Here is a 25,079-nt window from a genome sequence, read left to right on the forward strand (position 1 = left end):
CGCTCCCGGTTTTTTGTAAAGCGTAGCGGGCGGCACCTCGCCTCACAAGCCGAGCGCCGTGCAGCACGCCATGCGGCTTTGCATTGCTGGAAGGAAACAACCATGCCGCAATTCATCCGAAATCCTGTTCATGCTGCGGGAATGACCCATCGCGCGATTCCGATCGTCCTCCTGATGCTTACGACATTGCCGACAGCGGCGGCAGCCGCGCCCGACACCGTTTTCTTTCCGAGCGCCGACGGCAAGACCGAGATCGTCGGCTACCTGTTCAGGCCGCAAAAGCCGGGTCCGCACCCCGCGATCGTGCTGCTGCACGGCCGCGGCGGCCCCTATTCGACCAACGTCAACAAGGACTGCACGCTGGTGTCGCGGACCAATCCGTCGGCGGCCTGCAATGCCGGCAGCCTGTCCAAGCGCCACGCGATGTGGGGACAGTATTGGGCCGACCACGGCTATTTCGCGCTGCTGCCGGACAGTTTTGGTCCGCGCGGCAAGGCGCACGGCTTCGGCCGCTTCACGCATGACGATCCTGATCGCAGCGACGTCAATGAAAGGACCGTGCGGCCGCTCGACGCCGAGGGCGCGCTGAGCTGGCTGCGCAGCCAGCAGGAGATCAGCGGCAACCGCATCTTCCTGCAGGGATGGTCGAACGGCGGCAGCACCGCGCTGAACGTGATGCAGCGGCAAGGCGCGGCGACGTCGGGCTATCGTGCCGCGCTCGTGTTCTATCCGGGCTGCGGGCCGGCCGCGCTGCTGGCGCAGACGCTCAGGTCGGCAGCACCGATCACGATGTTGCTCGGCACGGACGACGAGGAAGTATCGCCCGACCGCTGCCGGGACGTCGCCAGCCGCTCCATTGCCGCCGGCAGCAAGATCGACGTCGTGGTTTATCCGGGTGCCACCCACGATTTCGACGATCCCGGCCGTCGCCGCCAGTCGAATCTCGCCAACAGCGCGGCGCTCCAGGACGCGATGGTGCGGGCGATTGCCGCAGTGGACGGCTTGAAGGATTAGGCCGCCGCAAATCGACCAGAAAGCACCCCTACCCGGGCCGGCGATCCAGCAAGGAACCGAGTCGCTTGGGCAGGAAACTGAAATACGCGGCAGCGACGATCGTCGCCGTCGCCGCCGCAATCTACCTCAACAACACCAGCCTTCTCGCAACGCATGCCGGCGGCAAGCCGGTGCTGCTCGCCCATCGCGGCATGGCGCAGCGTTTCGACGAGCGCGACCTCAGGAACGACACCTGCACCGCGGCGCGCATGCTGCCGCCGAGCCATGACTATCTCGAGAACACGGTCCGCTCGATGCAAGCGAGCTTCGAGCGCGGCGCCGATATCGTCGAGCTCGACGTCCATCCGACGACCGACGGCGAGTTCGCGGTGTTTCACGACTGGACCGTCGATTGCCGCACCGATGGCCAGGGCGTCACCCGCGAACAGCCGATGGCGCGGCTGAAGATGCTCGATATCGGCTATGGCTACACGGCCGATGGCGGCAAGACCTTCCCGTTCCGCGGCAAGGGCATCGGCCTGATGCCGTCGCTGGACGAGGTGCTTAAGACCTTTCCGGATCGCCGGCTCTTGATCAACGTCAAGAGCCGCGATCCCGCCGAGGGCGAGAAGCTCGCAACGGTCTTGAACCGGCTCGCCGCCGAGCGGCGCAAGCTGATCTTGGTTTATGGCGGCGACGAGCCGATCGAGACGATCCGGCGGCTTGCGCTGGAAACCCGCACCATTTCCCGCGCGGCGCTCAAGAGCTGCCTCATCCGCTATATCGGCTATGGCTGGACCGGCATCGTGCCTGATGCCTGCCGCAACGCCATCGTGCTGGTGCCGATCAACTACGCGCCATGGCTATGGGGATGGCCGGACCGCTTCCTCAACCGCATGGCCGCAGCCAACAGCGCGGTCTTCGTGCTCGGGCCTTATCAGGGCGGCGAATTCTCGACCGGGGTTGACGATGCCGACCTGTTCAGGCGCCTGCCCGAAAGCTATTCCGGCGGGATCTGGACCAACGAGATCGAGACCATCGCCCGCCTCGCCGGGCGTTAGATCCGGCCTCCTCCCGTCATCTCTCCGTCATAGAAATTGTGCGACTGAAGCGGCTCGTCGCATCGAGGACAACGCTATGAACGCACCGAGCCTGACCCGCCCCAAGATCGCCGAAACCGTCATCGAGCCGACGGTCAAGCTGCGCGAGGTCAGGGTCGGACGTTGCTGTGAGGTTCTCGGCGACACCGCGATCGAATACACCGAGCTTGGCGACTACTCCTATCTCGGCAGCGGCTGCATCGTCGCCGACGCCGTGATCGGCCGCTTCTGCGCGATTGCGGCGCAGGTCCGGATCGGCGCGCCCAATCATCCGCTCGAGCGCCCCTCCCAGCATCGCTTCACCTATTGTCCGGAATATTACACCGCCTCAGCCGAGCGCGATCATGACTTCTTCAGGAACCGACGCGCGGATCGCGTCGTGATCGGTAACGACGTCTGGATCGGCCACGGCGTGATCGTGCTGCCCGGCGTCACCGTCGGAGACGGCGCGGTGCTGGCGGCCGGCGCCGTGGTCTCGCGCGATGTCGCGCCCTACACCATCGTCGGCGGCGTGCCGGCCCGGCCGATCAAGGAGCGGTTCAACCGAAAGATCGCCGCCGAGCTGTCGCAGATCGCCTGGTGGAACTGGCCGGCTGAAACCCTCTGGGAGCGCCTGCCGGAATTCCAGTCCGGCGACGTCGAGGCGTTTTGCGCGCGATGGCGGACTTGAGCATAGGACTGACGCGGATTTCGCTTCGCTCCATCCGGGCTACGGGATAGAGCCGTTTGACTTCGTAGCCCGGATGGAGCGAAGCGAAATCCGGGGTAAGCTAGCCGCATGGTACAATATCGGCGTAACTTCATACCCGGCGGCACGTTCTTCTTCACAGTCACATTGGAAGATCGGACTTCGTCGCTACTGGTCGAACAAGGCGGGCTGTTGCGCGATGCCTTTCGCGCAGCGCGCGCCAAGAAGCCGTTCACGCTGGATGCCATCGTGATCCTGCCAGATCACCTGCATACGGTCATGACACTACCACCCGGCGACAGCGACTTCCCGGATCGCTGGCGGCAGATCAAGAGTTACTTCACGCGCGCCGTTGTTGCCGCCGGCGTGCCGCTCTCGGTAAACCACCGCGGCGAGTACCCGCTTTGGCAGCGACGGTTTTGGGAACACACCATCCGTAATGAACGCGATCTCGAACGTTGCGTCGACTACGTCCATTACAATCCGACCAAACACCGCCTCGTTTCCTCGCCTGTCGACTGGCAACACACGTCTCTTCACCGATATGTCCGGGGTGGGATATTGCCGGCTGATTGGGGCGGTAGCGGAGCTATGGACAACGACGACTTCGGCGAGCGGAAGGACTGACCCGGATTTCGCTTCGCTTCATCCGGGCTACGAAGTGGGCGGGGTAATCGCGAACGCTAGCTCCGCAGTCCCGGCGCTTCCTGGCCGGTACGCGCGACATATTCAGTGTAGCCGCCGCCATATTGATGGATGCCGTCAGGGGTCAGCTCCAGCACGCGGTTGGAGAGCGCGGCGAGGAAGTGCCGGTCGTGCGAGACGAACAGCATCGTGCCCTCGAACTCGGAGAGCGCATTGATCAGCATCTCCTTGGTGGCGAGATCGAGATGGTTGGTCGGCTCGTCCAGCACCAGGAAGTTCGGCGGATCGAACAGCATCTTGGCCATCACCAGCCGCGCCTTCTCGCCGCCCGAGAGCACCCGGCACTTCTTCTCGACGTCGTCGCCGGAGAAGCCGAAGCAGCCGGCGAGCGCGCGAAGGCTGCCCTGGCCGGCCTGCGGAAACGCGTCCTCCAGCGACTGGAACACGGTGCGCTCGCCATCGAGCAGGTCCATCGCATGCTGGGCGAAATAGCCCATCTTGACGCTGCCGCCGACCGCGACCGCGCCGTCGTCGGGCTCGGTTGAACCGGCGACCAGCTTCAGGAGCGTCGACTTGCCGGCACCGTTGATGCCCATCACGCACCAGCGCTCCTTGCGACGGATCATGAAGTCGAGGCCGTCATAAATGCGCTTGCTGCCATAGGCCTTGTGGACGTTCTTCAGGCTGACGACATCCTCGCCCGAGCGCGGTGCCGGCTGAAATTCGAACGCCACGGTCTGCCGCCGCCGCGGCGGCTCGACCCGTTCGATCTTGTCGAGCTTCTTGACCCGGCTCTGCACCTGGGCGGCGTGCGAGGCGCGCGCCTTGAAGCGCTCGATGAATTTGATCTCCTTGGCGAGCATTGCCTGCTGCCGCTCGAACTGCGCCTGCTGCTGCTTGTCGGAGAGCGCGCGCTGCTGTTCGTAGAACTCGTAATTGCCGGAATAGGTGGTGAGCTGGCCGGCGTCGATCTCGACCACCTTGTTGATGATCCGGTTGATGAACTCGCGGTCATGCGAGGTCATCAGCAACGCGCCCTCATAGCCTTTCAGGAACTGCTCGAGCCAGATCAGGCTTTCGAGATCGAGATGGTTGCTCGGCTCGTCGAGCAGCATGACGTCCGGACGCATCAAGAGGATGCGCGCCAGCGCCACCCGCATCTTCCAGCCGCCGGAGAGTTTGCCGACGTCGCCGTCCATCATCTCCTGGCTGAAGCCGAGACCAGCCAGCGCCTCGCGCGCGCGGCCGTCGAGCGCATAGCCGTCGAGCTCCTCGAACTGATGCTGCACCTCGCCATAGCGCGCGATGATATCGTCCATCTCGTCGGCCTTGTCGGGGTCGGCCATCGCGGCCTCGAGTTCCCTGAGTTCGGCCGCGACCACGCTGACGGGCCCTGCCCCATCCATCACCTCGGCGACCGCGCTGCGGCCGGACATCTCGCCGACATCCTGGCTGAAATAGCCGATCGAGATGCCGCGATCGAGCGAGACCTGGCCCTCGTCCGGGATTTCCCGGCCCGAGATCATCCGGAACAGCGTGGTCTTGCCGGCGCCGTTCGGCCCGACGAGGCCGATCTTCTCGCCCTTCTGGAGCGCCGCGGAGGCTTCGATGAAGAGGATCTGGTGGCCGACTTGCTTGGAGACGTTATCGAGGCGGATCATGCTCTAATACTGGGGAACTGAGGGTTTGCGGCCTCTTATTCGATCTGGGACGTGGGTGGAAGCCCATTCCGCAGGTTCGTGCCGCGTTTCGTGCATGCCACGATCGTTGCCAATCGAATATGACATGAAGCGGTTCGACGATCGGTTTTGGGGCATCTTATGCAAGTCTGGTTTCTCTATCTGCTCGCGCTCGGCGCCGGCATCTGCGTCGCCGTTCAGCAGGTCCTGAACGGCAATCTCAGGTCAGCCCTCAACTCGCCGGCCTGGGCCGGGCTCGTCAGCTATCTCGGCGGGCTCGTGACGATGGCGGTCGTGCTGGTCGCGACGCGCGAGCCGGTGCCGTCCTGGAAGCTGGTGACGGCGGTGCCGTGGTGGGCCTGGAGCGGCGGCGTCCTCGGCGGCATCTTTATCCTGCTGATGATCCTGCTGCTGCCGCCACTCGGCGCCGCGACCCTGCTGGCACTGGTGGTTGCGGGTCAAATGCTCGCGGGCATCGCGATGGACCATTTCGGCTTGTTCGGGCTGGCGCAGCACCCGGTGTCGGTTTCACGGCTGGCCGGCATCGCGCTGATCATCGGCGGCGTGCTTCTGATCAAGGATTGACGGGCTCTCGTCAGGCGCGGCGCATCAGGCGCAATTCGGCGGACAGGCGAAGGCTGCGCTTGCCGGCCAGCGCGATGCCTTCGAGCTCGGCACCGTCCGCACGGCACGAACCGGCAAAACCGATGCCGACTTCATAACCGCCGAACACCGGGTACTCGCCCTTCGCCGGCGTATGCTCCTGGTTGACGATCTCGCCTCGCCAGCGGCCATCGGCCGACGAATACGAACCGAGATAGTAGAAGAACGCATCGCCGCCGAGGATGCGGCCGTCCATCAGCAGCATGACCCCGGTGAGCCCGGCATCGACACCGTCGAGCGCGCGCAGATGGATCGAGTACAGTCCGTTGACGATGCCGCCGGGACCGACCGCCCCGCGCGGCGGCAAGGCCTCGTCGTCGAGCGGCGCCAAATTCGCCCAGAACACGCCGTCCGGCATGGCGTCAGCCTTGCCCTCGAGCAGGATGGTGGACCCCTCGCTCCTGCCGCGCACCTTGATGACGGTGACGTCGGCGCCCATCAGCGGCTTGAAGTTCGGATCGTCATTGTGGCGCTCGGTGATCACCTCGGCGGCGATCTCGCCTTCCGTCACCTGATAGGTGCCGAGATGGGCAAAGGCCGAATTGCCGCCCAGCATCCTGCCGTCATGCATGCACATGATGCTGCGGCCGAATGCGCCGTTGATGCCGTACTCGACCTTGTAAAGTCCGTTGAGCACGCAAAAAATCCAAAAAAAATAAAATTGATTCTGTTCGCCACATAGCACCGGGCCGAACGCCGCACCATTGCGTCTTTTGGCGCAGGCAAACCCGCGATGTCCGGGTGTGGACAGCGGCCGATTCGTCGCTTAGCTGTAGGCACCGCCCGCGTCGTGCTGCGTCACGCGGGATCCGGTCTGCCGGTTCTCTACTCTCCCAGTTCATTGTGTCCAAGCATTTGCGCATTCCGCCAATGGTCGCGCGGCCGCACCCGGCCTCGACACAGGCGAGGCTTCGAGGAGCATCACATGATCAATCGCCTTGGCCTGGCCGCCGCGCTGGCGCTGCTGCTCGGCAGCGGTGGCACAGCCCTGGCGCAGTCGCTGCCCGACTATATGGGACCGATCTCCGGTAAGACCTCATCAACGCCGGCCGACGTCGCGACCAAGGACGTGCTCGCGCTCAACACCGGCATGTTCGAGCTCTATGGCGATGCGGCGCGGATTTTCCAGAAGAACATCCTCGACAAACACCCTGTGATCCTCGGCCTGTTCTCCGGCGCCGGCGGCCGCCTGATCCTGTACCGGCCAGGCAAGCCGCCTACCGAGGCGCCGCAGGTGCCGATCGTCTATCAGCTGCTCAAATCGGTCGGCCACAGCACGATGGCGCTGGCCGAAGTGGTCGGCCCCTATGTCAACAATCCCGACGACAAGGCATGGCGCGGGTCGATGCAGGCCTATCGCAGCCGGATGCAGTCGGCGCTCGACGGGCTCGATGCCACGCCGATGCAGGCGGACTGGCGCGACAACAACCGTGCCATCCTCAAGAACAACATCGCCTTCATGGATGAATGCCTCACCGCCGGCGCGATCCCCTTCGCGACGCTCGAGGCGTTCGGCAAGAAGCAGGCGCCGCTGCTCGCCAAGAACGTCGCCTGGGCCGCGCAGACCCAGGTCGCGCACTGGATGACGGTCATGGCCGACTGGAAATCCCAGCTCGGCGCCGACTGGGACAAGACCTACGGCGCGAGCAACACGATCTATGTAGCGCGGCAGAACAACGTGATCTTCAGCGTGCTGGCGCAGTTCTTCGGGCCTGACGCCATCAACAGCCGCCTGATGCTGATCGAGACGATCTCCTTCACCACGACGCCGTCGGACATGCTGGAGTCGCTGACCCGGATCATCGCGGACCGCTCGGTCGGCGCGCTGTTCTTCGGCAGCTATCACCTGATGGACTATGAGCTGATGGGGGGCGACGCGCGCGAGGCGATCATCGCCGAGACCAAGAAGCGCGGCATGACCGCCTTCCTGCCGCCGCTGGTGCCGTTCGGTTCCAAGCAGTGGCCGACGCTGATCACGCCAGGTCCGGGACCGGCCACCATCGCCGACCTGAAGTGAGCCCAAAGCTACAAGTGAGGCAGCTACGACCTATTGCGGCGTTGCGGTTGCGCTCGCTTTGCCGCAATACTTTCGCGTGTATTGCACCAATTGTTAAACCCCGGCGCGATATGCCGTCGTCGAGGTGTCGATGAAAGATCAGACCATGCGGCCTTCGCGACGCGATTTCGTGAAGTGGTTGTCGGCAGGCGGCATCTCGGTCAGCCTGTCGCATCTGGCGCTGGCGAAGGAACCGGCTTTCGCGACCCGCGAGACGCTGCCCGGCCGCGGCCATTTCAACCCGGCGGAAAAGGGCGCCGGCCGTGTCGACGGCGTCGCCAAGGTCACCGGCGCAAAACTCTACGCGTCCGACTTCCGCGCCGCCGACATGGCGGGCTGGCCCGCGACCACCGCGCACGCCATCCTGGTCCGCGCCGATGACGCGACGCATGTCTATGCCGGCATGGACCTCGCCCGTCTCGATGGTCCGGCAAAGCCGTCGGTTATCGTAACCGCTGCCGATCTCGACCGGATCGGCACGCGGGTCCCGGAGTTCTACACCGGCGACCTGTTCTGCCCGGTCGGCAAGACGCCGCTCTATCTCGGACAACCGGTCGCGCTGTTGATCTTCGAGCAGTTCGACGCCTTCGACCGCGCGCGCCTCGCGCTGCGCGACGGCGGCTTCGTCAAATTCGGCGACGAGACCGGGCCGGTCATCCTGCCGAACTACGGCGCGTATCGCTTCACGCGCGTGGCGGGCGCCTCGCCTGACGCGCCCGACGTCTATTCGCCGATCCAGGCCGGTTGGGTTTCGCCGAGCCGCATCCAGAACGCGGCGCTGCCGGTCTGGCTGCCGCTCGCCAAGGAGACCAAGGCCGACTACGCCAAGGCCGCAACCCATGGCGAAGCGATCCGCGCCCAACTCGCCAAGGACGATCCGACACAGCTCGTGCTCGACCGCGAGTTCGAGACCCAGTCGGTCGATCCGATGTTCCTCGAGCCGGAGAGCGGGCTCGCCTGGTACAGCGACAACAGCGGCAATCTCGAACTGGTGCTCGGCGTGCAGTCGCCCTATGAGGCGACCGAGTCGATCGCCTTCATGCTCGGCAAGGCTCGCCCGCCGTTCCGGCCCTCGCACATCAACGCGCAGTTCGCCCATGTCGGCGGCGGCTTCGGCGGCCGCGACCATACCCCGTTCGTGCTTTACGTGGCGCTGGCGGCGATGTTCTTTCCGGGCCGTCCGGTGCGGCTGGCGCAGGACCGCTACCAGCAATTCCAGGGCGGCATCAAACGCCACCCGATCAAGATGCGCTCGCGGATCGGCATCGATCACGCGAGCGGCAAGATCACGGCATTCGCCGCCGACCATGTGCTCGACGGCGGCGGGCTCGCCAACTTCTCCGCCAATGTCGCGGTCGTTGCCGCGACGGCTGCGATCGGTATCTACGACATCCCGAAAGTCGACGTCACCACCGTGGCGCTGCATTCGCGCGGCGTCACCGCAGGCTCGATGCGCGGCTACGGCACGCTGCAGACCATGACCGCGCTCGAAGTCCTGATCGACGAGGCGGCGAGCGAGCTCAAGGTCGATCCGATCGCATTCCGGCGCAACAATGCGCTGAAGCAGAACGGCCGGACCATGACCGGCAATCCCTACATCGTGTCGGTGCGCACATCAGACATCCTCGACAAGCTCGAGAAGCATCCGATCTGGCGGCAGCGTGCTGACTTCAAGCAGAAGGCGCCGGAGGGGCGGCTGGTCGGCACCGGCGTCGCCTGCGTCACCAAGGATTACGGCTCGGGCGCGGATTGCTCGCTCGGCCGGGTCGAGATCGATGCCGAAGGACGGATCGCGATCCACTGCGACCACGTCGAGATGGGCAACGGCGTCGGCACCGCGCTCGCCAACCGGGTCGCGAGCCATCTCGGCGCCGTCGCCGACGAGGTCGCGGTCTCCCGCGTCGACAGCTACGACGCGCTCGGGCTCGTCAACTCGGGCGATCCCTACACGATGGATCAGAAGACCCAGGATCTCGCCGAGAAGAACCCGCGCTGGGTGCCGGCGATCAGCTCGGCAACCAGCGCGTCGATCGGCGCCCATGTCGGCACGCACTCGTCGGCCGAGGCGGCCCGCGTCATCTTCCGCTTCGGCCTGTGGCCGGCGGCGCTCGAGCTCTGGCACATCGCCAAGGCCGATCCCCGCACCCGCCAATGGGACAAGGCGCACTGGAAGGATGGCCAGCTGGTGCTCGACGATCTCGCGCCGCTACCCTTGCCAAAGCTTGCCGCGACCGCGCATGCGCGCGGCTTCGTCACCGGCGCCATCGCGCACAGCTTCTCGCGCTGGGCCTGGTCGCGCGCCCGCTTCCCGCTGTTCGGCGAGCAGTACCGCGCCGAGATCGACGCGCTCGCTGTTCGTCGCGGCCGAAGCCAGTTCGAGCGGATCGACCGAACAAGCGTGAAATTCCCGCCGACCGACAACAACCGGATCGGCACCGCCTACACCTCGATGTGCGGCACGCTGGTCCGCATCGAGATCGAGCGCGCGACTGGCATCTTGCGCATCGCCAGGGCCTACAGCGTGTTCGAATGCGGCCAGGCGCTGGTCCCCGAAGTGGTGCTCGGCCAGTCGCATGGCGGGTTCGCGATGGGCGTCGGCTACGCGTTGCTGGAAACCCTGCCGCCGTTCGAAGGCGGGCCCGGCAACGGGCAGTGGAATCTCGGCCAGTACCTGATCGCGCGCGGCTCCGACCTGCCGCTGCACGATCTCGAGATCGAGATGCTGCCGCCGCTGACGCCGGACGAGCCGCCGAAGGGCATGGCCGAGGTGGTGATGATCCCGATCGTGCCGGCGCTGCTCAACGCCATCAACGATGCCACCGGCCACCGCTTCCGCTCACTGCCGGTGACAACAAGCCTGCTCAAGGGAGCGCTGGCGTGACGACGCTCAACCTTACCATCAACGGCCAGAAGCACGGCCCGATCGAGGTCCGCGACGACCTCTCGATGAACGATTTCCTTCGGGAAATGCTCGGGATGACCGGCACCAAGTTCGGCTGCGGCGCCGCGCAATGCTTGAGCTGTGCCGTTATCATCGATAATCCCGACGGCACGAGCTACACCACCCCGACCTGCGTGGTGCCGGCGGCCAATTTCGACGGCAAGGCGATCCGCACCGTCGAGGGCCACGCCAGGGACGGCGAACTCTCGGCGTTGCAGCGCGCCTTCATCGACCACTTCGCGTTCCAGTGCGGCTATTGCACGGCCGGTTTCCTCAACGAAGGCCAGGTGCTGCTCGAACGGCTGGCGAAGGCGCCGGTGGCGCGGGACCAGCTCGAGAGCGTCATTGCGGATGCGCTCGACGGCCATCTGTGCCGTTGCACCGGCTACATCAAGTATCACCAGGCGGTGCGCGACGTGATCCTCGCCGATTCCAAACGCTATCTGACCGCCAGCAAGTGAGCGCGCAAGAATGCCATCGGAAACGTGGTTTCGGATCGTTGCGGTGCTGACGGCGCTCGCGACCAGCCTGTGCGCAGGCTACGCGGCGTCGGAAAGCGCGAGCCACGCCCTCGCCTCGCCGGAAAGCTTTGCCGGCATCGAGAATGTCGAGCAGCGCTCGGCGGCGATCTTCACCGAGCTCGGCAAGGTGTTGACGCATCCGCGCTGCACCAATTGCCATCCCGCCGGCGACAGCCCGCGGCAGGGCGACATCAGCCGCATGCATCAGCCGCCGGTGACGCGCGGTGCGGACGGCCACGGCAAGGACGCCATGCGCTGCTCGATCTGTCACCAGCACGCCAATTTCGACCCCGGTCGGGTGCCGGGACACCCGGAATGGCACCTTGCGCCGCGCGAGATGGCATGGGCCGGCAAGACCGTCGGCGAGATTTGCGCGCAAATCCGCGACCCCGCGCGCAATGGCGGCCGCAAGGTCGAGGAGCTGGTCGAGCATATCGGCAAGGACACGCTGGTGGGCTGGGCCTGGCATCCCGGCTTCGGCCGCGCACCGGCACCGGGCACGCAGGCGCAGGCCGGCGCGCTGGTCGAGGCCTGGGTGAAGACCGGCGCGGCCTGCCCAGTGCCTTAAGTCGCGCAACTCCGAACTAGTGGCGCTTGAAATACTGCACGTCGCGCTCGTGCTTCTCCGCCGCCGCGCGCGACTTGAAGGTGCCGAGATTGCGGCGCTTGCCGGTCTTCGGATTGACCTTGCGGGAATAGAGCCGGTACTCGCCGGAACTTAGTTTGCGGATCATCGCAACGCCTCGCCAATGCCTTTCGCATGTCAACGACATGCCGCGGAGAGCGTTCCAGTTCGGTTAGAAGCAGAGATTGGTCACGGCATTGCCGCGCTTGTCCTTGATGACATAGGGACAGCGGGCCCGCTCCAGCGCCTTCTTGGCATCCTCGTCGCCGAGCGCCGCCGCCCGCTCGTAATAAGCTTTCGCGGCATCGCTGTCCTTCGGCCCGCCGCGACCGGCCTGCGCGAAGGCGCCCATCCGCTCCAGCGCGCCCGGATGGTTCTGCGCAGCGGCCTTCTCGAACAGCGCCCGCGCGCCGACATCGTCCTGCGCGCCGCCCTGGCCTTCGGCCAGCATCATGCCGAGCTGGTACTGCGCTTCGGCATTGGTCTCGGCGGATTTGGCGAGCAATTCGCGCGCGCGTGCCGGATCAGCTGCCGCGCCGCCGCCGCCGAGCGCGGCGAGATTGCTGACGCCGCGCGCGTTGCCGGCCTGCGCCGCGCGCTCGAACAATTTGCGGGCCTGCGCCTCGTCTTTGGCAACGCCGGTGCCGTTGCCGTAGAGCACGCCGAGCTCGACCATCGCCGAGGTCGAGCCCTTGTCGGCGGCCTTGCGCCAAGCGCTTGCGGCTTCCGCCGTCTGCCGGTTGGCGGCATAGGCCCGGCCGAGCTGGTACATCGCGCGGCGCGACGATCTTGCGGCCACCGCGCAGTACTTGATCGCGGTCGCGATGTCGGCCGACGCGATGTCGGGCACGCCCTTCACGTCGGCCGGCTTGTCGGGATCGGTGGGATCGGCGGCAAGCCGGTCGCACAGCACGAGGTCGGCCGATTGCGCGTGGGCAGACACGGGCGCGGCAAGCGCCGCAGCAAAGACAATCGCGTGAAGTGGTTTGAACATGACCAGCAGGTTGCGTCGCGGTGCGGGCAAATTCAAGGCTCGAGCCCGGTCTCGCGCAGCACTGGCGCGACATCAGCCGACGACAGATAGCGCAGCAGATGATCGGCGGCCGCTGCGCGCTGCGAGGCTGCCATGCGGCCGGCGGAAAACACCGCCGGGGTCTGCAAATCCAGCGGAATCGGCCCGACGACCTCGATGCCCTCGATCTGCTTCAACTCACTGATCTGCTGGATTGCGAGATCGGCGTCGCCGCTGACGAGCTTTTCCGCGGTGAAGCCGCTCGGAATGATCACCGCCCGCGCGTTGATCGCCGCCACAATGCCGAGACGCGCGATCAGCTGCGCGAACAGGATGCCGCTGGCGCCGAGCCGCGAATAGGCCACCGCCCGCGCACCGAGCAGCGCCGCACGCAGCGCGGCTTCAGTTGCGATGTCGGGATGCGCCGCCCCCGCCTTCACCGCGACGCCGACATGGGAACGCGCAAGATCCACTGCGCTCTCCCGCGCAACGCGGCCCTCGCCGATCATCTCATCGAGGCCTTCGCGGGTCAGGATCACGAGGTCGGCGCCCTCGCCGCCGCGCAGGCGTTTGAGCAGCGCCAGCGTCGGCGCAAAATCGGCGTCGATCGCAACGCCGCTCGCCGCCTGATAGGCGGCGGCAAGCCGCGCGACCGCGCCCTTCAACGCCAGTGTCGAAAGAACACGAACCGAATTGCTCATATGGCCTATGCCCGCCGCATCAGCTTGAGCGCGGCCGTGAGGCGCAGGCTGCGCTTGCCGGCAAGCGCGGTCGCCTCCAGCACGGCGCCCTCGGCGTCGCAGGTGCCGGCAAAGCCGATGCCGACCTCATGGCCGCCAAAGATCGGGTTCTCGCCCATCGCCGAAGTGTGCTCCTGATTGAGGATCTGGCCCTTCCAGCGGCCTTTCTCGGAAGTGTAGGTGCCGAGATAGTAGAAGAAGGCGTCGCCGCCAAGGATGCGGCCGTTGTTCAGCAGCATCACGCCGGTGAGGCCGCCGTCGACCCCGTCGAGCACGCGGATGTGGATCGAATAGAGCCCGTTGATGACGCCGCCCTCGCCGACCCCGCCGGCGAGCGGGATGTCCCCCTCGGTGATCGGCGTCATCACCGACTGGAACGGCACGCCGGGCAACTCCTTCAGTTCGCCCTTGAAGCGGTAGAGGTCGCCGTCCGGCCGGCCTTTGGCAATCAGCGTGGCGTCATCGGTACCGGCCATCGCGCGGTAGTTCGGATCGGGGTTATGGCGGACGGTCTGGATCTCGACTGCGACCTCGTCGCCGGCTTTCTCGTAGGTGCCGATATGGGCGAACGCCGAATTGCCGCCCAGCATCTTGCCATCGCCGACATACATCACGCCGCGGCCGACGGCGCCGCCGAGTTCGAACCGGACCTTGTAAAACCCCTCAAACAAGCGCCGCATCCCCGGCAGCCAAGATGCACCCGTTATCTAGCGCGGTTCATAACGCAGCGAAACCGGTTTCGGCGGAACGCCGCCTGCAAAGGGTATCGCTAAATAGCGAAGGTCCGCCAAGGCTGTCGCCCTGGCGGACCCGATTTGCGGTACCGGATGGCTCCATCCGGGTCCGATAGCAGCTTAGGCCGCAGCCTTGGCGCCGGTCGGAACCTCGGAGATCGTCTTCAGGATCTGCGAAGCGATCTGGTAGGGGTCGCCTTGCGAGTTCGGGCGACGGTCTTCCAGATAGCCCTTGTAGCCGTTGTTGACGAAGGAGTGCGGAACGCGGATCGAGGCACCACGGTCAGCCACGCCGTAGCTGAACTTGTTCCAGGGCGCGGTCTCGTGCTTGCCGGTCAGGCGCTTGTCGTTGTCCGGGCCGTAGACGGCGATGTGATCCATCAGGTTCTTGTCGAAGGCCTTCATCAGGCTCTCGAAGTACTCCTTGCCGCCGACTTCGCGCATGTACTTGGTCGAGAAGTTGGCGTGCATGCCCGAGCCGTTCCAGTCGGTGTCGCCGAGCGGCTTGCAATGGAATTCGATATCGATGCCGTAACTCTCGGTGAGGCGCAGCATCAGGTAGCGGGCCATCCACATCTGGTCAGCGGCGGTCTTGGAGCCCTTGCCGAAGATCTGGAATTCCCACTGGCCCTTCGCCACTTCGGCGTTGATGCCTTCGTGGTTGATGCCGGCGGCGAGGCAGAGATTGAGATGCTCTTCGACGATCTTGCGGGCGACGCTGCCGACGTTCTTGTAGCCGACGCCGGTGTAGTACGGGCCCTGCGGCGCCGGATAACCCTCTTCCGGAAAGCCGAGCGGACGGCCGTCCTTGTAGAAGAAGTATTCCTGCTCGAAGCCGAACCAGGCGCCTTCGTCATCCAGAACGGTGGCGCGCTTGTTCGAGACATGCGGCGTCTTGCCGTCGGGCATCATGACTTCGCACATCACCAGCACGCCGTTCTCGCGCGCGGCGTCGGGATAGCAGGCGACCGGCTTCAGCACGCAGTCAGAGCTGTGGCCTTCAGCCTGCTGGGTGGACGAACCGTCAAAGCCCCACAGCGGAAGCTGTTCGAGGGTCGGGAACGACGCGAATTCCTTGATCTGCGTCTTACCGCGCAGGCTCGGCGTCGGCGTATATCCGTCGAGCCAGATATACTCGAGCTTGTACTTGGTCATTGAACCTCTCTGTTGATGATGCAAAACCGTGAGGAACCGAAAGCCAGTCGGCCGCCGCACGCGTACCCGGCCACCATCGGCCGGCTCTTACTAAGCAATTAAAATGCCAGTTGCTGCACTGCGGCGCCCGCCCGGCCGCGGATGTCCACAGCGGAGATCACATTTTTTTCTGCGACATAGCAGCGCGGCTGGCATGCGCCGCGGTCAGTCAAAATCTTCTCTCAACGCTCTCCACCGCCCGTTTCTGCAGCAAATTCGGCTACGGCATCGCCTGCCGCTTATTACGGCGGCAGCGCCATGTGACAGTTCGTGTCCAACGGTCGGGCGCCCTGCAACCACCGCCGCGGCTCAAGCGTTGGTCAGCTGCATCCTGCCTCACAGGAAGCAAACCCGAATCTGCCCACGAATTGATCAAACAATGACTATTTCTTGTTCACTTGCACCCCGCCGAGCCCGGGCCGATATCGAAAACACGGTAACCACACGCGAATGAGTCGGGCGCACCATGGAGGCTCGCTCCGGCCAAAGGAGACTTTGACATGATCACCACGGGCCAAAACCAAGGACCGATCCAGGGATCGGCAACAATCTATCAATTCCCGGCAGGAGGCCGCGCGGCTCTTGGCGGACGCCGCTACGGCGAGACGCGGACCGCGCTCGAACTCGCCGCTGAAGTCGAGACCTCGGCCTGCAGCGAGAGCTGGTACCATCAGGCGGCCATCGACGACGCCAAGCCGGGCCGCGATCACTGATGCCGATGCGATCGAGGGGCGCGACGCAAAAACGTCAGACAGCAGCAGAACAATAACAAGGGTCGGAACGCGAGCGTTTCGGCCCTTTTTTCATGCCGGCTCGCAGGCTGTCGCCGGCCGCCTCGCATGCCGGAGCCTGGCAAGCCCGGCCCGGCTGATCTCGAGCGTGACCCCGCCGCCCTTGTAGCGCGTGCCAGTCAGCGACAGGCGCTTCTTCAGCGTCACCGCCTTGCCGTCGAGTTGCAGATGCGCGCGCGTATCCCCGTTGAAGAACCCGGCAATGAATTGCGTGCCGTCAGCGCAGCGATAATTCCGGAAGGCGGACTGCGCCGACACGTTCGAGGAACCAAAGAGCTCGAAAAGAATTGCGCCGATGACAATGGCGCCCCCGCGATAAGTCATATTCTCCCCCCAACGGGCCGGTTATAGACCTGTCTGCGCCGCTATTCCTGCGCCAAGACCTCATCAGCTGCAACAGGCCCGCCCGATGTCCGAAGCCCCTGCCCGTCATCTCAATCTCGCCGGCGCCAGCAATTTTCGCGACCTCGGCGGCTACCAGACGCGCGACGGGCGGACGGTGCGCTGGCGCCAGATCTTCCGCTCCAACCATCTTGCGCATCTTACCGAGCAGGACGTCGCCGTGGTGCGCTCGCTCGGGGTCAGAAGCGCGTTCGATTTTCGCGGCGTCGCCGAGCGCGCCGAGGCGCTATGCGGCATGAGCGACGTCACCGTGCATTCGCTTCCCGTCGAGCCGACCGTGGTGGCTTCGCTGCGCGAGATCGCCAGCAACCGTCAGCTCTCGGAAGCCGATGCGATCGACGTGATGCGGGACTCCTACCGGGGCTATGTGCAGGACAACACGGCGCGTTACCGCACGCTGTTTGCCCATCTATTGGAAGACCGGGCGCCGCTGGTGATCCACTGCACCGCCGGCAAGGACCGCACCGGCTTTGCCTGTGCGCTGATCCTGCACGCGCTCGGCGTGTCCGATCAGGTGATCGCGGACGACTATCTCCTGACCAACCAGTTCTACAAGCGCGACCCGGCCCACAGCACCGAGCTGCCTGACGACGTCAAGCAGGTGCTCGGCACCGTGCGCGCGGCGTTTCTGGAGGCTGCATTCGAGGCGATCGATGCCGACTATGGCGGCCTCGACGGTTATTTCCGCGACGGCCTCGGGCTCGGCCAAGCCGAGCGCAAGGCGCTCGAAGGCCGCTATCTGCAGGCCTGATCAGTTCGCCCGACTTTTCGAGCGACGTGCACACCGGTTCGCGTGAAGGAAACGCGGCTGAACTAAAAAAGCTCAGGCCGCTGCGGCCTCGAGCTCGAGCTCCGCATCGAGGTCGGCAATCACATCCTCGAACGCCGAGATTGCCTGCTGGATCGCGGCGATCTGCATCAATTCCCAGCTGCCCACTGGTCCCTTGCGGTTTTGCAGCGCCACCACGAGATCGCGCCGCTGCTCCTTAAGCTGAACCAGCGGTAAACCGTGATCCGGAAGATTTCCCATTCGCATAACCCCTACCTTGGCTGGAGTTCCGCTTCTAAGGAAAGGGTTCTGCAAACGACTTACAGAACTGCTGCAAATTTTATCCAACCGGCCCTACCCCGTAGTCTTACGTAGTCGGGCCGACGTCGTTGGGCTTACGTGATCGCCTCCGGCTTCAAGGCGTCGTCGATCGCGCCGAACAGCGACTGGGTTACGCAATTGGTCGCCCATTCGCTGGTATGAAGCTGCCCGCCATCGTCGAGCTCGGCGAGTGGAATCCCGTCATCGGTCCAGCGCTTCATCAGCGCGAAGCGGCTGAACAGATTCACCTTCTTGCTTGCGGTCACTTCGGCGATCATCGGCATGATCACGTTGGCGAGATTGAGCGCAGCTTCAGTGCCGACGATCGCCTGCGTGTACTGGGAATCCATCACGACGACGTCAAGCGGAAGCGCTGTGAGCACGTCGAGCCCGGCCTCCAGCGTCGCGCGCACCTCGGCCGGATTGTAGCCCTTGTAGACGGCGTTGGTGCCGACCTGCCAGATCACCAGCACCGGCGCCTCAGCCGTCACGTCGGACTCGATGCGCGAATATTCCTCCGGCGCCTCCTGCCCGCCGATCCCGCGATTGATCACGTCGATCATCCGGCCGAAGAAGCGTTGCCGCAGCAGCATCTCGAGCCGCGGCGGAAACGGCAGGATGTTGTCGGCGCCCGCGGTCGAGGACGATCCAAGCGCCACCAGCTTGATCTTGCGCTGATGCCGCAGCGCATCCGCGAAGTGCGGCAGCTTATGTCCGAACCTGACGAGATCGGGATGGGTTTCGCACGGTCTGGGTGTCGGCATAGCAAACATCCTTGAGGTGAATGAATTGATGAATGCGCGCAGTAGGCGGCGAAATTGGCGGCATTGCAAATGAATTCCGCCTGATCATAGTGGGCATTCGTTTGCTCGCGAATGCGGAGACCGCCATGCACGGAAAAGCCATCGTCATCACGGGCGCCCTTGGCGCGCTTGGCAAAGTGGTCGCCACAGAGGCGCTGGCGCGCGGCGCGCGCGTCGCCGGCATCGATCATGCCGCGTCAACGCTTGCGGCGACGGCCGACCATATCGAGCTGGGCGGTGTCGACCTCACCGACACTGCGCAGGCGACGGCCGCGATCGACAAGGCGGCCGCGCATTTCGGCCGGCTTGACGGGCTGATCAACATCGCCGGCGGCTTTACCTTCGAGGCGGTCGGCGACGGCGATCCGGCGACCTGGCAGCGCATGTACGCGATGAACGTGATGACGGCGCTCAACACCTCGCGCGCCGCCATCCCGCATCTCACCAAGTCGGGCGCCGGACGGATCATCAATATCGGCGCGCTCGGTGCCCTGCAGGCGGCCTCCGGCATGGGTCCCTACGCCGCCTCGAAGGCCGGCGTGCACCGCCTTACCGAGTCGCTCGCTGCGGAACTGAAGGGCAAGGTCACGGTCAACGCGGTGTTGCCCTCGATCATCAACACCGCCGCCAATCGCGCTGCGATGCCGAAGGCCGACATCTCCAAATGGGTGACGCCGAAAGAGCTCGCCGACGTGATCTTGTTCCTCGCCAGCGATGCCGCGAGCGCCGTCACCGGCGCGCTCCTGCCGGTGAACGGGCGGGTTTAATCCGCAACCAGCAGCCGCAGTTTCGACCTGAAGCGGATGCTCTGCTTGCCGGCGAGCGCCATGCCGTCACCTTCGGCGGTCTGATCGGTATAGGTGCCGGTAAATCCGATCGTGACCACCTTGCGTTCCCACACCGGGCGCTCGCCATAGGTCGGCGAATGCTCCTCGTTGGTGACCTCGCCCTTCCACTTGCCATCGGCTGCGGTGTAACTGCCGTAGGCAAAGAAAAACGAGTCGCCGCCGCGCATCTGTCCGTCGCGCAGCACCATGACGCCCTGGTTGCCGCCAGAGACGCCGTCGAGAAATTCGACGGTGATGTGATAGAGCCCGTTCCGGATCATGAGCTGCGCCTGGTCCCGGTTCCGACAATAGCCGTTCAGCCGTGCCTTGCGCAAATTCCATCCGCCCTCGGCGGGCCCAATTCCGCGCTATGCTGGCGCACCGAGTCGCGGCCGATGCCGCAGGAGCCTGCCTGTTGGAAACCGCGCTTTATCTGCCCGTCAAACGCTTCCTGGAAAAGCTCGGCTTCACGGTGAAGGGCGAGATCGGCGGCTGCGATCTCGTAGCGCTGAGCGGCGATGATCCACCGGTCGTCGTGATCGGCGAACTCAAGCTCGCCTTCAATCTCGAACTGATCCTGCAGGCGGTCGATCGCGCCGGCGCCGCTGACGAGGTGTGGATCGCGGCCAAGGTGTCGGCCCGCGGCAAGGGCCGCGAGAGCGACGCGCGCTATCGCAATCTGTGCCGGCGGCTCGGCTTCGGCATGCTCGGCGTCACCGATCGCGGCGACGTCGAGGTGCTGGTGCCGCCGCCGACCGCCGCGCCCCGCCGCAATCCGAAGAAACGTTCGCGGCTGATCACCGAGCACCAGAAGCGCAAGGGCGATCCCGCAATGGGCGGATCGACGCGGGCGCCGATCATGACCGCCTACCGGCAGCAGGCGCTGGCCTGCGCCTGTGCGCTTTCGGATGGGCCGCGGCGGGTGCGCGACCTTCGCGCGGATATTCCCGACGCCGGCAAGATCCTGCTGCATAATGTCTATGGCTGGTTCGATCGCGCCGAGCGCGGCATCTATGTGCTGACCGATGCCGGTCGCGCCGCGCTGAAGCGTTGGCCGCAGCAACAGACGAGTGCATCCGGGGCAGAAGCCGCCCCGTAGAGCATGATCCGGAAAAGTGCGAAGCGGTTTTCCGAAAAGATCATGCTCAAACAAGAACCTAAAGCGCGATGATGACTTGGCTTCATCGCGCATTGGAGGGGGAAATCATGATCGTCGTCACCGGCAGCGTCACCGCCCGCCCCGACTCGTTCAACGAGGTGCGGCGGCTGAGCCTTGAACATGTTCATCGCTCACGCACCGAGCCCGGCTGTATCTCCCACGCGGTCCATGTCGACTGCGAGAATCCGCTTAGACTGGTGTTCTTCGAGCAATGGGCCGACCGCGCCGCGCTGGCGGCGCATTTTGCGGTCCCTGCGTCGCGCGATTTCGTCCGCTCGCTGCAATCTCTCGCGGCCGCGGCGACCACCATCGAACTTTATGACGCTCACAAGATTGAGAGACTCTAGCTGCATGGCTGGATTGCCATCTCACATTCATATTGCAATGCAACATTGGGGACCTTACGTATCTCTCGCGATTCAATGATGAGGCGGCGATGAGCGGAGACTGGAACACCAAGTATGGCACCCGGCGCGTGCGGCATGATCCGCCGACGCTGGAAGAAGCAATCTTCGCTGCCATCGGCATCACCGATGACGTGGAGGCCCAGGCCGAGATCGCGTCGGCCCTGATGGGACTGCCCTATGACGACGTGCTCGCCGAGGTGAAGAAGACCGCGCGCGTCAGTGCCCGCACCGGCACAGCAACCCGCGTCATCGCCGGCGAACAGGGCGCGCAGCGCTCCGTGGTAGTCGAGCGCCGCGTGGTCCGCCGCTTTGCGACCGACAAGCGCACCGGCACCTGAGACGCACCATCCAATTGCTGAAAGAAAGAGGGCAATCCATTGAGTGGATTGCCCTTTTTCGTTTGATCCGAGATTCTTGTTGGGCGCGTGTCCTTCACGCGAACCGGTATCCACTTCGCTTGGAAACGCTGCCGATTCAGGCCGCCCGGCCCCAGCCGGAGATCTGCATCACCATGCGCCAATACGCGCGGTTCATTTCGACGATCGCGTGCGCAGCCTCGACCGGCGTCACCGCGGCGACAGCCGGCGCCGCTTCGGGCTGCTGCCGCTCGCTCAGGTCGATGCTGCCGGTCGACTCGCCATGACGGAAGGTCAGCTGGGCACCGAACTTGGTAGCGAGCGCCCGCATCGCATCGTTCTGTGCGCCAGTGGTGATGCGCAGGCTGCCGTAGCCCTTGGCGTGCGCCTCGGCGATCAGCTTGCGGAACAGGGTGCTGCCGACGCCCTTCCGCCGCGCCGACCGCTCGACGCTGAAAGCGATCTCGGGCTGGGCATCCGGTGACTGCTCCGGCGGATGCAACTCGGCCGCGCCGCGGACCACGCCGTCCTCGAAATAGGCGATGATGACCGTGCCGTCATTGGCGCAGCGCTCGGCGTAGCGGCGGATGAAACTGTCGTCGATGAAGCCATGAAAACGATCATGACGGCTGGTGCGATCCAGCCGCAGCAGGTGATCGCGCAGCAGCGGAAGCTCTTCCTGCTGGCTCAACGTCCGCACGGTGCCCTTGGCGGCCGTCGAACAAATGGAATCATAGTTCATTTCATAACTCCTCTTGGTAGCCCTCGAGGAGGCGTCGAGTCCCTAGCAATACCTATATTGTGCGACGCACCATAAAATTCAAGTACCGAGATTCATTCAATTAAGGCATGTGGTGATTGGAAAATCACATTATCGCCCCATCATAGTACCAGCTGTGTCTGGGTCACCACCGCGACCAGCTTGCCGTCTTCGGTCTCCAGCCTGGTCTGCCACACCTGGGTCCGTCGCCCGCGGTGAACCGGTGTTGCGGTCGCAATCACGGTCGTCCCCTCCTTGGCGCCGCCGATGAAGTTGGTCTTGCTCTCCAGCGTCGTGGTGCCCTTGGCGTCCCCGGGCAGGTTGATCACGGTCGCGGCGGCGCCGACCGAGTCCGCAAAGGCCATTACCGCGCCGCCATGGATCGTGTTGCGGAGGGTGCAGAGGTCCGGCCGCACCACCATTTTCGCGACCACCCGGTCCTGATCGGCCTCGATGAACGTAACGCCCTTCAGTTCCGCAAACGGCATCTTCATCGACTGGATCTTTTCGAGCGGCGTCATGGGCACTCCCTGCTTTGTGGCCTTCTTCGAGGTTGATATCGGGCATGATGGATTGCCAGAGCGGGCCCGGCAATGACGTCTGAGGTAATGGCGCGAATGACGTCATGACATGAGTGACAATGTGCCTCCGAGCCTGCATACCGCCTGCCATGCGCGACTTCCCTCCCCGCCGGATCGTCTGCCTGACCGAAGAGACGGTCGAGACGCTCTATCTGCTCGGCGAGCAGGACCGCATCGTGGGCGTCTCCGGCTACGCGGTGCGGCCACCGCAGGTCCGCCGGGAGAAGCCGCGCGTGTCGGCGTTCATCTCCGCCGACATGCCAAAGATCCTGGCGCTCGACCCCGATCTGGTGCTCGCCTTCTCCGATCTGCAGGCCGACATCGTCGCCGATCTCGTGCGCGCCGGCGTCGCCGTCCACGTCTTCAACCAGCGCGACGTCGCCGGCATCCTCGCGATGATCCGCAGTCTGGGCGCAATGGTCGGTGCCGCCGACCGCGCCGATCGGCTCGCGCAAAACCTCGAACAACGGCTGGCGACGATCGCGGCAACGCCGCGTCCGGCACCGCGGCCAAAGGTCTATTTCGAGGAATGGGACGATCCGCTGATCAGCGGCATCGGCTGGGTGTCCGAACTGACCGAGATCGCCGGCGGCGAGGACGCGCTGCCGCATTTGCGCGTTCACAAGGCGGCCAAGGATCGCATCGTCACGCCTGACGCGGTGCGCGCGGCGATGCCCGACGTGATCCTGGCGTCCTGGTGCGGCAAGAAGGTCGTGCCCGACCGCATCCGCAAGCGTGAGGGCTGGAGCGAAATCCCGGCGGTGCGCAACGACCGCATCGTCGAGATCAAGTCGCCGATCATTCTGCAGCCCGGGCCTGCCGCGCTGACGGATGGGCTCGATGCGATCGTGAAGGCGTTGTGGCCGGAGCCCCCTTAAGCTCTCGCCATCGTCATTGCGAGCGAAGCGAAGCAATCCATGTCACCGCTTGCCGAGAAATGGATTGCTTCGTCGCTTCGCTCCTCGCAATCACGGAGAGACTACCTACGCCTTCTCTACGCCGCACCATTCCGCGATGAACAGCGCCATCGCCTTGGTCGCTTTGCGCAGCGACTCCAGCTCGACATATTCGTTGAAGCCGTGCATCGCCGCACCGGTGGCGCCGAAGCAGAGGCTCGGGATGTTGTGGTTCAGACCGTAGAAGCGCGTGTCGGTCAACGCGGTGAAGGCGCGGTCTTCCACCGCGCCGCCATAGACGACCGAGTGCGCCTTGGCGAAGGCAGCTTCCGGTGCCTCGGAGTTCACCAATTCGTAGCCTTCCGACAGGAAGCCCGACCATTCGACCTGCGGCGGATTATTGGAGAGGAAGCGATGATCGCGCGCCGCCGCCGACACGCAGGCAAGAATCTCCTTCTGGCACTCGGCGATCGACCAGCCCGGCAAGACCGCGATGCGGCAGTCGACGTCGCACCAGGCCGGCACGCTGGAGGCCCAGTCGCCGCCCTTGATGATGCCCGGATTGAAATTGATCGGGTGATTGACGTCCTTGAAGTGGCGGTCGGCCTTGGCGCGCTCGTTCCAGGCGATCTCGAGTTTCTCCAGCGCATGCACCAGATGATACGCCGCCATGATTGCGTTCGAGCCCGCGCCGGCCTCGAACACATGCACCGGGAAACCGCGCACCTTCAGGCGGAACCAGATCACGCCGACCTGCGAGCGGATCATCGTGCCGTTGGTCGGCTCCGGGATGAAGCAGGCATCGGCGCGATAGCCGCGCTGCAAGGTCGAGAGCGCGCCGACGCCGGTGCTCTCCTCCTCGATCACGGACTGGAAGTGAATCCGCGCTGTCGGCTTCAGCCCGGCCTTCCTGATCGCATCCAGCGCATAGAGCGCGGCGATGGTGCCGGACTTCATGTCGCAGGCGCCGCGGCCATACATCCTGCCGTCCTTGATGACGGGCGAGAACGGCGGCGTCTCCCACATCTCGAGCGGACCGGTCGGCACCACGTCGCAGTGGCCCTGCAGGATCAGCGATTTGCCGGCATTGCTGGCCGGGCGGTAAGTGCCGACCACCGTGCGCGCCTTCGAGAAATCATGCTCGATCGGGCCGAAGCCGCGCAAATCCTTCAGCTCGTCGAGATTGATGTGCCAGTCGTCGACCTCGTAGCCGCGCTCGCGCAGGAGATCGCCGATCATGTCCTGGCACGGCCCCTCGGCGCCGCGGCTCGAGGGGATCGCGACAAAGGCCTGCGTCGTCGCAAGCTGCGCATCGAATCCCTCATCAACAGCGGCAAGGATTCGTTGTTGCGTCTCGGCAGTCATGCTTTGGCTCCATCGGGAAAACAGATCAGGCGGGAGCCGCAGCGTAGCCCG

30 protein-coding genes are annotated in these 25,079 nt (G+C 64.9%); 16 read left to right on the forward strand and 14 right to left on the reverse strand.

Annotated features, from left to right (window positions below):
- Window positions 1–102: 102 nt before the first annotated feature.
- The 4 genes from J2R78_RS38300 to J2R78_RS38315 all read left to right on the forward strand — a co-directional run bounded on the left by J2R78_RS38300 (window position 103) and on the right by J2R78_RS38315 (window position 3,408).
- Window positions 103–1,014, forward strand: a complete 912-nt coding sequence (locus tag J2R78_RS38300; RefSeq protein ID WP_253608872.1) for a dienelactone hydrolase family protein — start codon at window positions 103–105, stop codon at window positions 1,012–1,014.
- A gap of 65 nt (window positions 1,015–1,079) precedes the next feature.
- Window positions 1,080–2,054 (forward strand): glycerophosphodiester phosphodiesterase family protein, encoded by a 975-nt coding sequence (locus J2R78_RS38305; protein WP_253608873.1) that lies wholly within the window; start codon window positions 1,080–1,082, stop codon window positions 2,052–2,054.
- A 76-nt stretch (window positions 2,055–2,130) separates the two neighbouring features.
- A complete protein-coding gene (locus tag J2R78_RS38310; RefSeq protein ID WP_253608874.1) occupies window positions 2,131–2,763 on the forward strand; it encodes a DapH/DapD/GlmU-related protein in 633 nt (210 codons plus the stop codon).
- A gap of 108 nt (window positions 2,764–2,871) precedes the next feature.
- On the forward strand, window positions 2,872–3,408 hold the full coding sequence (locus tag J2R78_RS38315; protein WP_253608875.1) for a transposase: 537 nt from the start codon (window positions 2,872–2,874) through the stop codon (window positions 3,406–3,408).
- Between the two features lie 56 nt (window positions 3,409–3,464).
- Here J2R78_RS38315 and J2R78_RS38320 read toward each other — a convergent pair whose 3' ends face one another.
- Window positions 3,465–5,087, reverse strand: a complete 1,623-nt coding sequence (locus tag J2R78_RS38320; protein ID WP_253608876.1) for an ABC-F family ATP-binding cassette domain-containing protein — start codon at window positions 5,085–5,087, stop codon at window positions 3,465–3,467.
- Window positions 5,088–5,246: 159 nt separating this feature from the next.
- Between J2R78_RS38320 and J2R78_RS38325 the strand changes: the two genes are divergently transcribed.
- Window positions 5,247–5,690, forward strand: a complete 444-nt coding sequence (locus tag J2R78_RS38325) for a DMT family transporter (protein ID WP_016843015.1) — start codon at window positions 5,247–5,249, stop codon at window positions 5,688–5,690.
- 10 nt (window positions 5,691–5,700) lie between these two features.
- Here J2R78_RS38325 and J2R78_RS38330 read toward each other — a convergent pair whose 3' ends face one another.
- Window positions 5,701–6,405, reverse strand: a complete 705-nt coding sequence (locus J2R78_RS38330) for a GrlR family regulatory protein (protein WP_057019933.1) — start codon at window positions 6,403–6,405, stop codon at window positions 5,701–5,703.
- 288 nt (window positions 6,406–6,693) lie between these two features.
- Between J2R78_RS38330 and J2R78_RS38335 the strand changes: the two genes are divergently transcribed.
- From J2R78_RS38335 to J2R78_RS38350, 4 genes are all read left to right on the forward strand, one after another.
- Entirely contained in the window at window positions 6,694–7,785 is a 1,092-nt protein-coding gene (locus tag J2R78_RS38335) for a hypothetical protein (protein ID WP_253608877.1), read from the forward strand.
- 145 nt (window positions 7,786–7,930) lie between these two features.
- Window positions 7,931–10,705, forward strand: coding sequence for a xanthine dehydrogenase family protein molybdopterin-binding subunit (locus tag J2R78_RS38340; protein ID WP_253610022.1), 2,775 nt, complete (start codon window positions 7,931–7,933; stop codon window positions 10,703–10,705).
- Entirely contained in the window at window positions 10,702–11,226 is a 525-nt protein-coding gene (locus J2R78_RS38345; protein ID WP_253608878.1) for a (2Fe-2S)-binding protein, read from the forward strand. The genes J2R78_RS38340 and J2R78_RS38345 overlap by 4 nt, the downstream gene beginning before the upstream one ends.
- A 10-nt stretch (window positions 11,227–11,236) precedes the next feature.
- Window positions 11,237–11,854, forward strand: a complete 618-nt coding sequence (locus J2R78_RS38350) for an Isoquinoline 1-oxidoreductase subunit (RefSeq protein WP_253608879.1) — start codon at window positions 11,237–11,239, stop codon at window positions 11,852–11,854.
- Window positions 11,855–11,870: 16 nt separating this feature from the next.
- Here J2R78_RS38350 and J2R78_RS38355 read toward each other — a convergent pair whose 3' ends face one another.
- The 5 genes from J2R78_RS38355 to J2R78_RS38375 form a co-directional block, all read right to left on the reverse strand.
- Window positions 11,871–12,020 carry a hypothetical protein gene (locus tag J2R78_RS38355; RefSeq protein ID WP_092086355.1) on the reverse strand — a complete coding sequence of 50 codons (150 nt, stop codon included), beginning with the start codon at window positions 12,018–12,020 and terminating at the stop codon, window positions 11,871–11,873.
- A 63-nt stretch (window positions 12,021–12,083) separates the two neighbouring features.
- Window positions 12,084–12,905: a tetratricopeptide repeat protein gene (locus J2R78_RS38360; protein WP_253608880.1), complete on the reverse strand. Its 822-nt coding sequence runs from the start codon at window positions 12,903–12,905 to the stop codon at window positions 12,084–12,086.
- Between the two features lie 32 nt (window positions 12,906–12,937).
- On the reverse strand, window positions 12,938–13,624 hold the full coding sequence (locus J2R78_RS38365; protein WP_225163023.1) for a substrate-binding domain-containing protein: 687 nt from the start codon (window positions 13,622–13,624) through the stop codon (window positions 12,938–12,940).
- 5 nt (window positions 13,625–13,629) lie between these two features.
- Window positions 13,630–14,334, reverse strand: coding sequence for a hypothetical protein (locus J2R78_RS38370; protein WP_057020062.1), 705 nt, complete (start codon window positions 14,332–14,334; stop codon window positions 13,630–13,632).
- Window positions 14,335–14,517: 183 nt separating this feature from the next.
- Entirely contained in the window at window positions 14,518–15,552 is a 1,035-nt protein-coding gene (locus tag J2R78_RS38375) for a glutamine synthetase beta-grasp domain-containing protein (protein ID WP_024581543.1), read from the reverse strand.
- Between the two features lie 539 nt (window positions 15,553–16,091).
- Here J2R78_RS38375 and J2R78_RS38380 point away from each other — a divergent pair.
- Window positions 16,092–16,304 carry a DUF2735 domain-containing protein gene (locus tag J2R78_RS38380; protein ID WP_051002896.1) on the forward strand — a complete coding sequence of 71 codons (213 nt, stop codon included), beginning with the start codon at window positions 16,092–16,094 and terminating at the stop codon, window positions 16,302–16,304.
- Window positions 16,305–16,394: 90 nt separating this feature from the next.
- Here J2R78_RS38380 and J2R78_RS38385 read toward each other — a convergent pair whose 3' ends face one another.
- Window positions 16,395–16,706 carry an MliC family protein gene (locus J2R78_RS38385; protein ID WP_253608881.1) on the reverse strand — a complete coding sequence of 104 codons (312 nt, stop codon included), beginning with the start codon at window positions 16,704–16,706 and terminating at the stop codon, window positions 16,395–16,397.
- An 85-nt stretch (window positions 16,707–16,791) separates the two neighbouring features.
- On the opposite strand from J2R78_RS38385, the gene J2R78_RS38390 reads away from it, so the two are divergent.
- Window positions 16,792–17,535, forward strand: coding sequence for a tyrosine-protein phosphatase (locus J2R78_RS38390; RefSeq protein ID WP_253608882.1), 744 nt, complete (start codon window positions 16,792–16,794; stop codon window positions 17,533–17,535).
- Window positions 17,536–17,607: 72 nt separating this feature from the next.
- Here the strand turns inward: J2R78_RS38390 and J2R78_RS38395 are convergent, their stop codons facing one another.
- Together J2R78_RS38395 and J2R78_RS38400 are read right to left on the reverse strand one after the other, a co-directional pair.
- On the reverse strand, window positions 17,608–17,814 hold the full coding sequence (locus tag J2R78_RS38395; RefSeq protein ID WP_035634033.1) for a hypothetical protein: 207 nt from the start codon (window positions 17,812–17,814) through the stop codon (window positions 17,608–17,610).
- Between the two features lie 134 nt (window positions 17,815–17,948).
- Window positions 17,949–18,638: a GDSL-type esterase/lipase family protein gene (locus J2R78_RS38400; protein WP_253608883.1), complete on the reverse strand. Its 690-nt coding sequence runs from the start codon at window positions 18,636–18,638 to the stop codon at window positions 17,949–17,951.
- Window positions 18,639–18,763: 125 nt separating this feature from the next.
- Here J2R78_RS38400 and fabG point away from each other — a divergent pair, with 125 nt between their 5' ends.
- Entirely contained in the window at window positions 18,764–19,444 is a 681-nt protein-coding gene (gene fabG / locus J2R78_RS38405) for a 3-oxoacyl-ACP reductase FabG (RefSeq protein ID WP_253608884.1), read from the forward strand.
- Here the strand turns inward: fabG and J2R78_RS38410 are convergent.
- Complete coding sequence (locus tag J2R78_RS38410) at window positions 19,441–19,785, reverse strand: GrlR family regulatory protein (protein WP_035634127.1); 345 nt, start codon at window positions 19,783–19,785, stop codon at window positions 19,441–19,443. The genes fabG and J2R78_RS38410 overlap by 4 nt on opposite strands.
- Before the next feature lie 134 nt (window positions 19,786–19,919).
- Between J2R78_RS38410 and J2R78_RS38415 the strand changes: the two genes are divergently transcribed.
- The 3 genes from J2R78_RS38415 to J2R78_RS38425 all read left to right on the forward strand — a co-directional run bounded on the left by J2R78_RS38415 (window position 19,920) and on the right by J2R78_RS38425 (window position 21,408).
- The gene (locus J2R78_RS38415; protein ID WP_253608885.1) at window positions 19,920–20,603 is read left to right on the forward strand and encodes a DUF2161 domain-containing phosphodiesterase; all 684 of its coding nucleotides are present in this window, start codon (window positions 19,920–19,922) and stop codon (window positions 20,601–20,603) included.
- Between the two features lie 107 nt (window positions 20,604–20,710).
- Window positions 20,711–21,010: a putative quinol monooxygenase gene (locus tag J2R78_RS38420; RefSeq protein ID WP_253608886.1), complete on the forward strand. Its 300-nt coding sequence runs from the start codon at window positions 20,711–20,713 to the stop codon at window positions 21,008–21,010.
- 89 nt (window positions 21,011–21,099) lie between these two features.
- Window positions 21,100–21,408 (forward strand): hypothetical protein, encoded by a 309-nt coding sequence (locus tag J2R78_RS38425; RefSeq protein WP_016843036.1) that lies wholly within the window; start codon window positions 21,100–21,102, stop codon window positions 21,406–21,408.
- A gap of 136 nt (window positions 21,409–21,544) precedes the next feature.
- Here the strand turns inward: J2R78_RS38425 and J2R78_RS38430 are convergent, their stop codons facing one another.
- Complete coding sequence (locus tag J2R78_RS38430; RefSeq protein WP_253608887.1) at window positions 21,545–22,168, reverse strand: GNAT family N-acetyltransferase; 624 nt, start codon at window positions 22,166–22,168, stop codon at window positions 21,545–21,547.
- Between the two features lie 140 nt (window positions 22,169–22,308).
- The gene (locus tag J2R78_RS38435; protein ID WP_253608888.1) at window positions 22,309–22,707 is read right to left on the reverse strand and encodes a PaaI family thioesterase; all 399 of its coding nucleotides are present in this window, start codon (window positions 22,705–22,707) and stop codon (window positions 22,309–22,311) included.
- Window positions 22,708–22,856: 149 nt separating this feature from the next.
- Here J2R78_RS38435 and J2R78_RS38440 point away from each other — a divergent pair, with 149 nt between their 5' ends.
- Window positions 22,857–23,645 carry a cobalamin-binding protein gene (locus tag J2R78_RS38440; protein WP_253608889.1) on the forward strand — a complete coding sequence of 263 codons (789 nt, stop codon included), beginning with the start codon at window positions 22,857–22,859 and terminating at the stop codon, window positions 23,643–23,645.
- A gap of 105 nt (window positions 23,646–23,750) precedes the next feature.
- On the opposite strand, the gene J2R78_RS38445 is transcribed toward J2R78_RS38440, so the two are convergent.
- On the reverse strand, window positions 23,751–25,028 hold the full coding sequence (locus tag J2R78_RS38445) for an ArgE/DapE family deacylase (protein WP_253608890.1): 1,278 nt from the start codon (window positions 25,026–25,028) through the stop codon (window positions 23,751–23,753).
- Window positions 25,029–25,079 lie beyond the last annotated feature (51 nt).

This window comes from Bradyrhizobium sp. USDA 4538 (genome assembly GCF_024171045.1).
GTDB classification, from domain to species: Bacteria; Pseudomonadota; Alphaproteobacteria; order Rhizobiales; family Xanthobacteraceae; genus Bradyrhizobium; species Bradyrhizobium australafricanum.

Coding starts and splice junctions, on each gene's coding strand:
- J2R78_RS38300 (WP_253608872.1), top strand. CDS start 103: ATGCCGCAATTCATCCGAAATCCTGTTCATGCTGCGGGAATGACCCAT.
- J2R78_RS38310 (WP_253608874.1), top strand. CDS start 2,131: ATGAACGCACCGAGCCTGACCCGCCCCAAGATCGCCGAAACCGTCATC.
- J2R78_RS38315 (WP_253608875.1), top strand. CDS start 2,872: ATGGTACAATATCGGCGTAACTTCATACCCGGCGGCACGTTCTTCTTC.
- J2R78_RS38320 (WP_253608876.1), bottom strand. CDS start 5,087: ATGATCCGCCTCGATAACGTCTCCAAGCAAGTCGGCCACCAGATCCTC.
- J2R78_RS38325 (WP_016843015.1), top strand. CDS start 5,247: ATGCAAGTCTGGTTTCTCTATCTGCTCGCGCTCGGCGCCGGCATCTGC.
- J2R78_RS38335 (WP_253608877.1), top strand. CDS start 6,694: ATGATCAATCGCCTTGGCCTGGCCGCCGCGCTGGCGCTGCTGCTCGGC.
- J2R78_RS38340 (WP_253610022.1), top strand. CDS start 7,931: ATGCGGCCTTCGCGACGCGATTTCGTGAAGTGGTTGTCGGCAGGCGGC.
- J2R78_RS38350 (WP_253608879.1), top strand. CDS start 11,237: ATGCCATCGGAAACGTGGTTTCGGATCGTTGCGGTGCTGACGGCGCTC.
- J2R78_RS38355 (WP_092086355.1), bottom strand. CDS start 12,020: ATGATCCGCAAACTAAGTTCCGGCGAGTACCGGCTCTATTCCCGCAAG.
- J2R78_RS38360 (WP_253608880.1), bottom strand. CDS start 12,905: ATGTTCAAACCACTTCACGCGATTGTCTTTGCTGCGGCGCTTGCCGCG.
- J2R78_RS38365 (WP_225163023.1), bottom strand. CDS start 13,624: ATGAGCAATTCGGTTCGTGTTCTTTCGACACTGGCGTTGAAGGGCGCG.
- J2R78_RS38375 (WP_024581543.1), bottom strand. CDS start 15,552: ATGACCAAGTACAAGCTCGAGTATATCTGGCTCGACGGATATACGCCG.
- J2R78_RS38380 (WP_051002896.1), top strand. CDS start 16,092: ATGATCACCACGGGCCAAAACCAAGGACCGATCCAGGGATCGGCAACA.
- J2R78_RS38385 (WP_253608881.1), bottom strand. CDS start 16,706: ATGACTTATCGCGGGGGCGCCATTGTCATCGGCGCAATTCTTTTCGAG.
- J2R78_RS38390 (WP_253608882.1), top strand. CDS start 16,792: ATGTCCGAAGCCCCTGCCCGTCATCTCAATCTCGCCGGCGCCAGCAAT.
- J2R78_RS38395 (WP_035634033.1), bottom strand. CDS start 17,814: ATGGGAAATCTTCCGGATCACGGTTTACCGCTGGTTCAGCTTAAGGAG.
- J2R78_RS38400 (WP_253608883.1), bottom strand. CDS start 18,638: ATGCCGACACCCAGACCGTGCGAAACCCATCCCGATCTCGTCAGGTTC.
- fabG (WP_253608884.1), top strand. CDS start 18,764: ATGCACGGAAAAGCCATCGTCATCACGGGCGCCCTTGGCGCGCTTGGC.
- J2R78_RS38410 (WP_035634127.1), bottom strand. CDS start 19,785: ATGATCCGGAACGGGCTCTATCACATCACCGTCGAATTTCTCGACGGC.
- J2R78_RS38420 (WP_253608886.1), top strand. CDS start 20,711: ATGATCGTCGTCACCGGCAGCGTCACCGCCCGCCCCGACTCGTTCAAC.
- J2R78_RS38425 (WP_016843036.1), top strand. CDS start 21,100: ATGAGCGGAGACTGGAACACCAAGTATGGCACCCGGCGCGTGCGGCAT.
- J2R78_RS38430 (WP_253608887.1), bottom strand. CDS start 22,168: ATGAACTATGATTCCATTTGTTCGACGGCCGCCAAGGGCACCGTGCGG.
- J2R78_RS38435 (WP_253608888.1), bottom strand. CDS start 22,707: ATGACGCCGCTCGAAAAGATCCAGTCGATGAAGATGCCGTTTGCGGAA.
- J2R78_RS38440 (WP_253608889.1), top strand. CDS start 22,857: ATGCGCGACTTCCCTCCCCGCCGGATCGTCTGCCTGACCGAAGAGACG.
- J2R78_RS38445 (WP_253608890.1), bottom strand. CDS start 25,028: ATGACTGCCGAGACGCAACAACGAATCCTTGCCGCTGTTGATGAGGGA.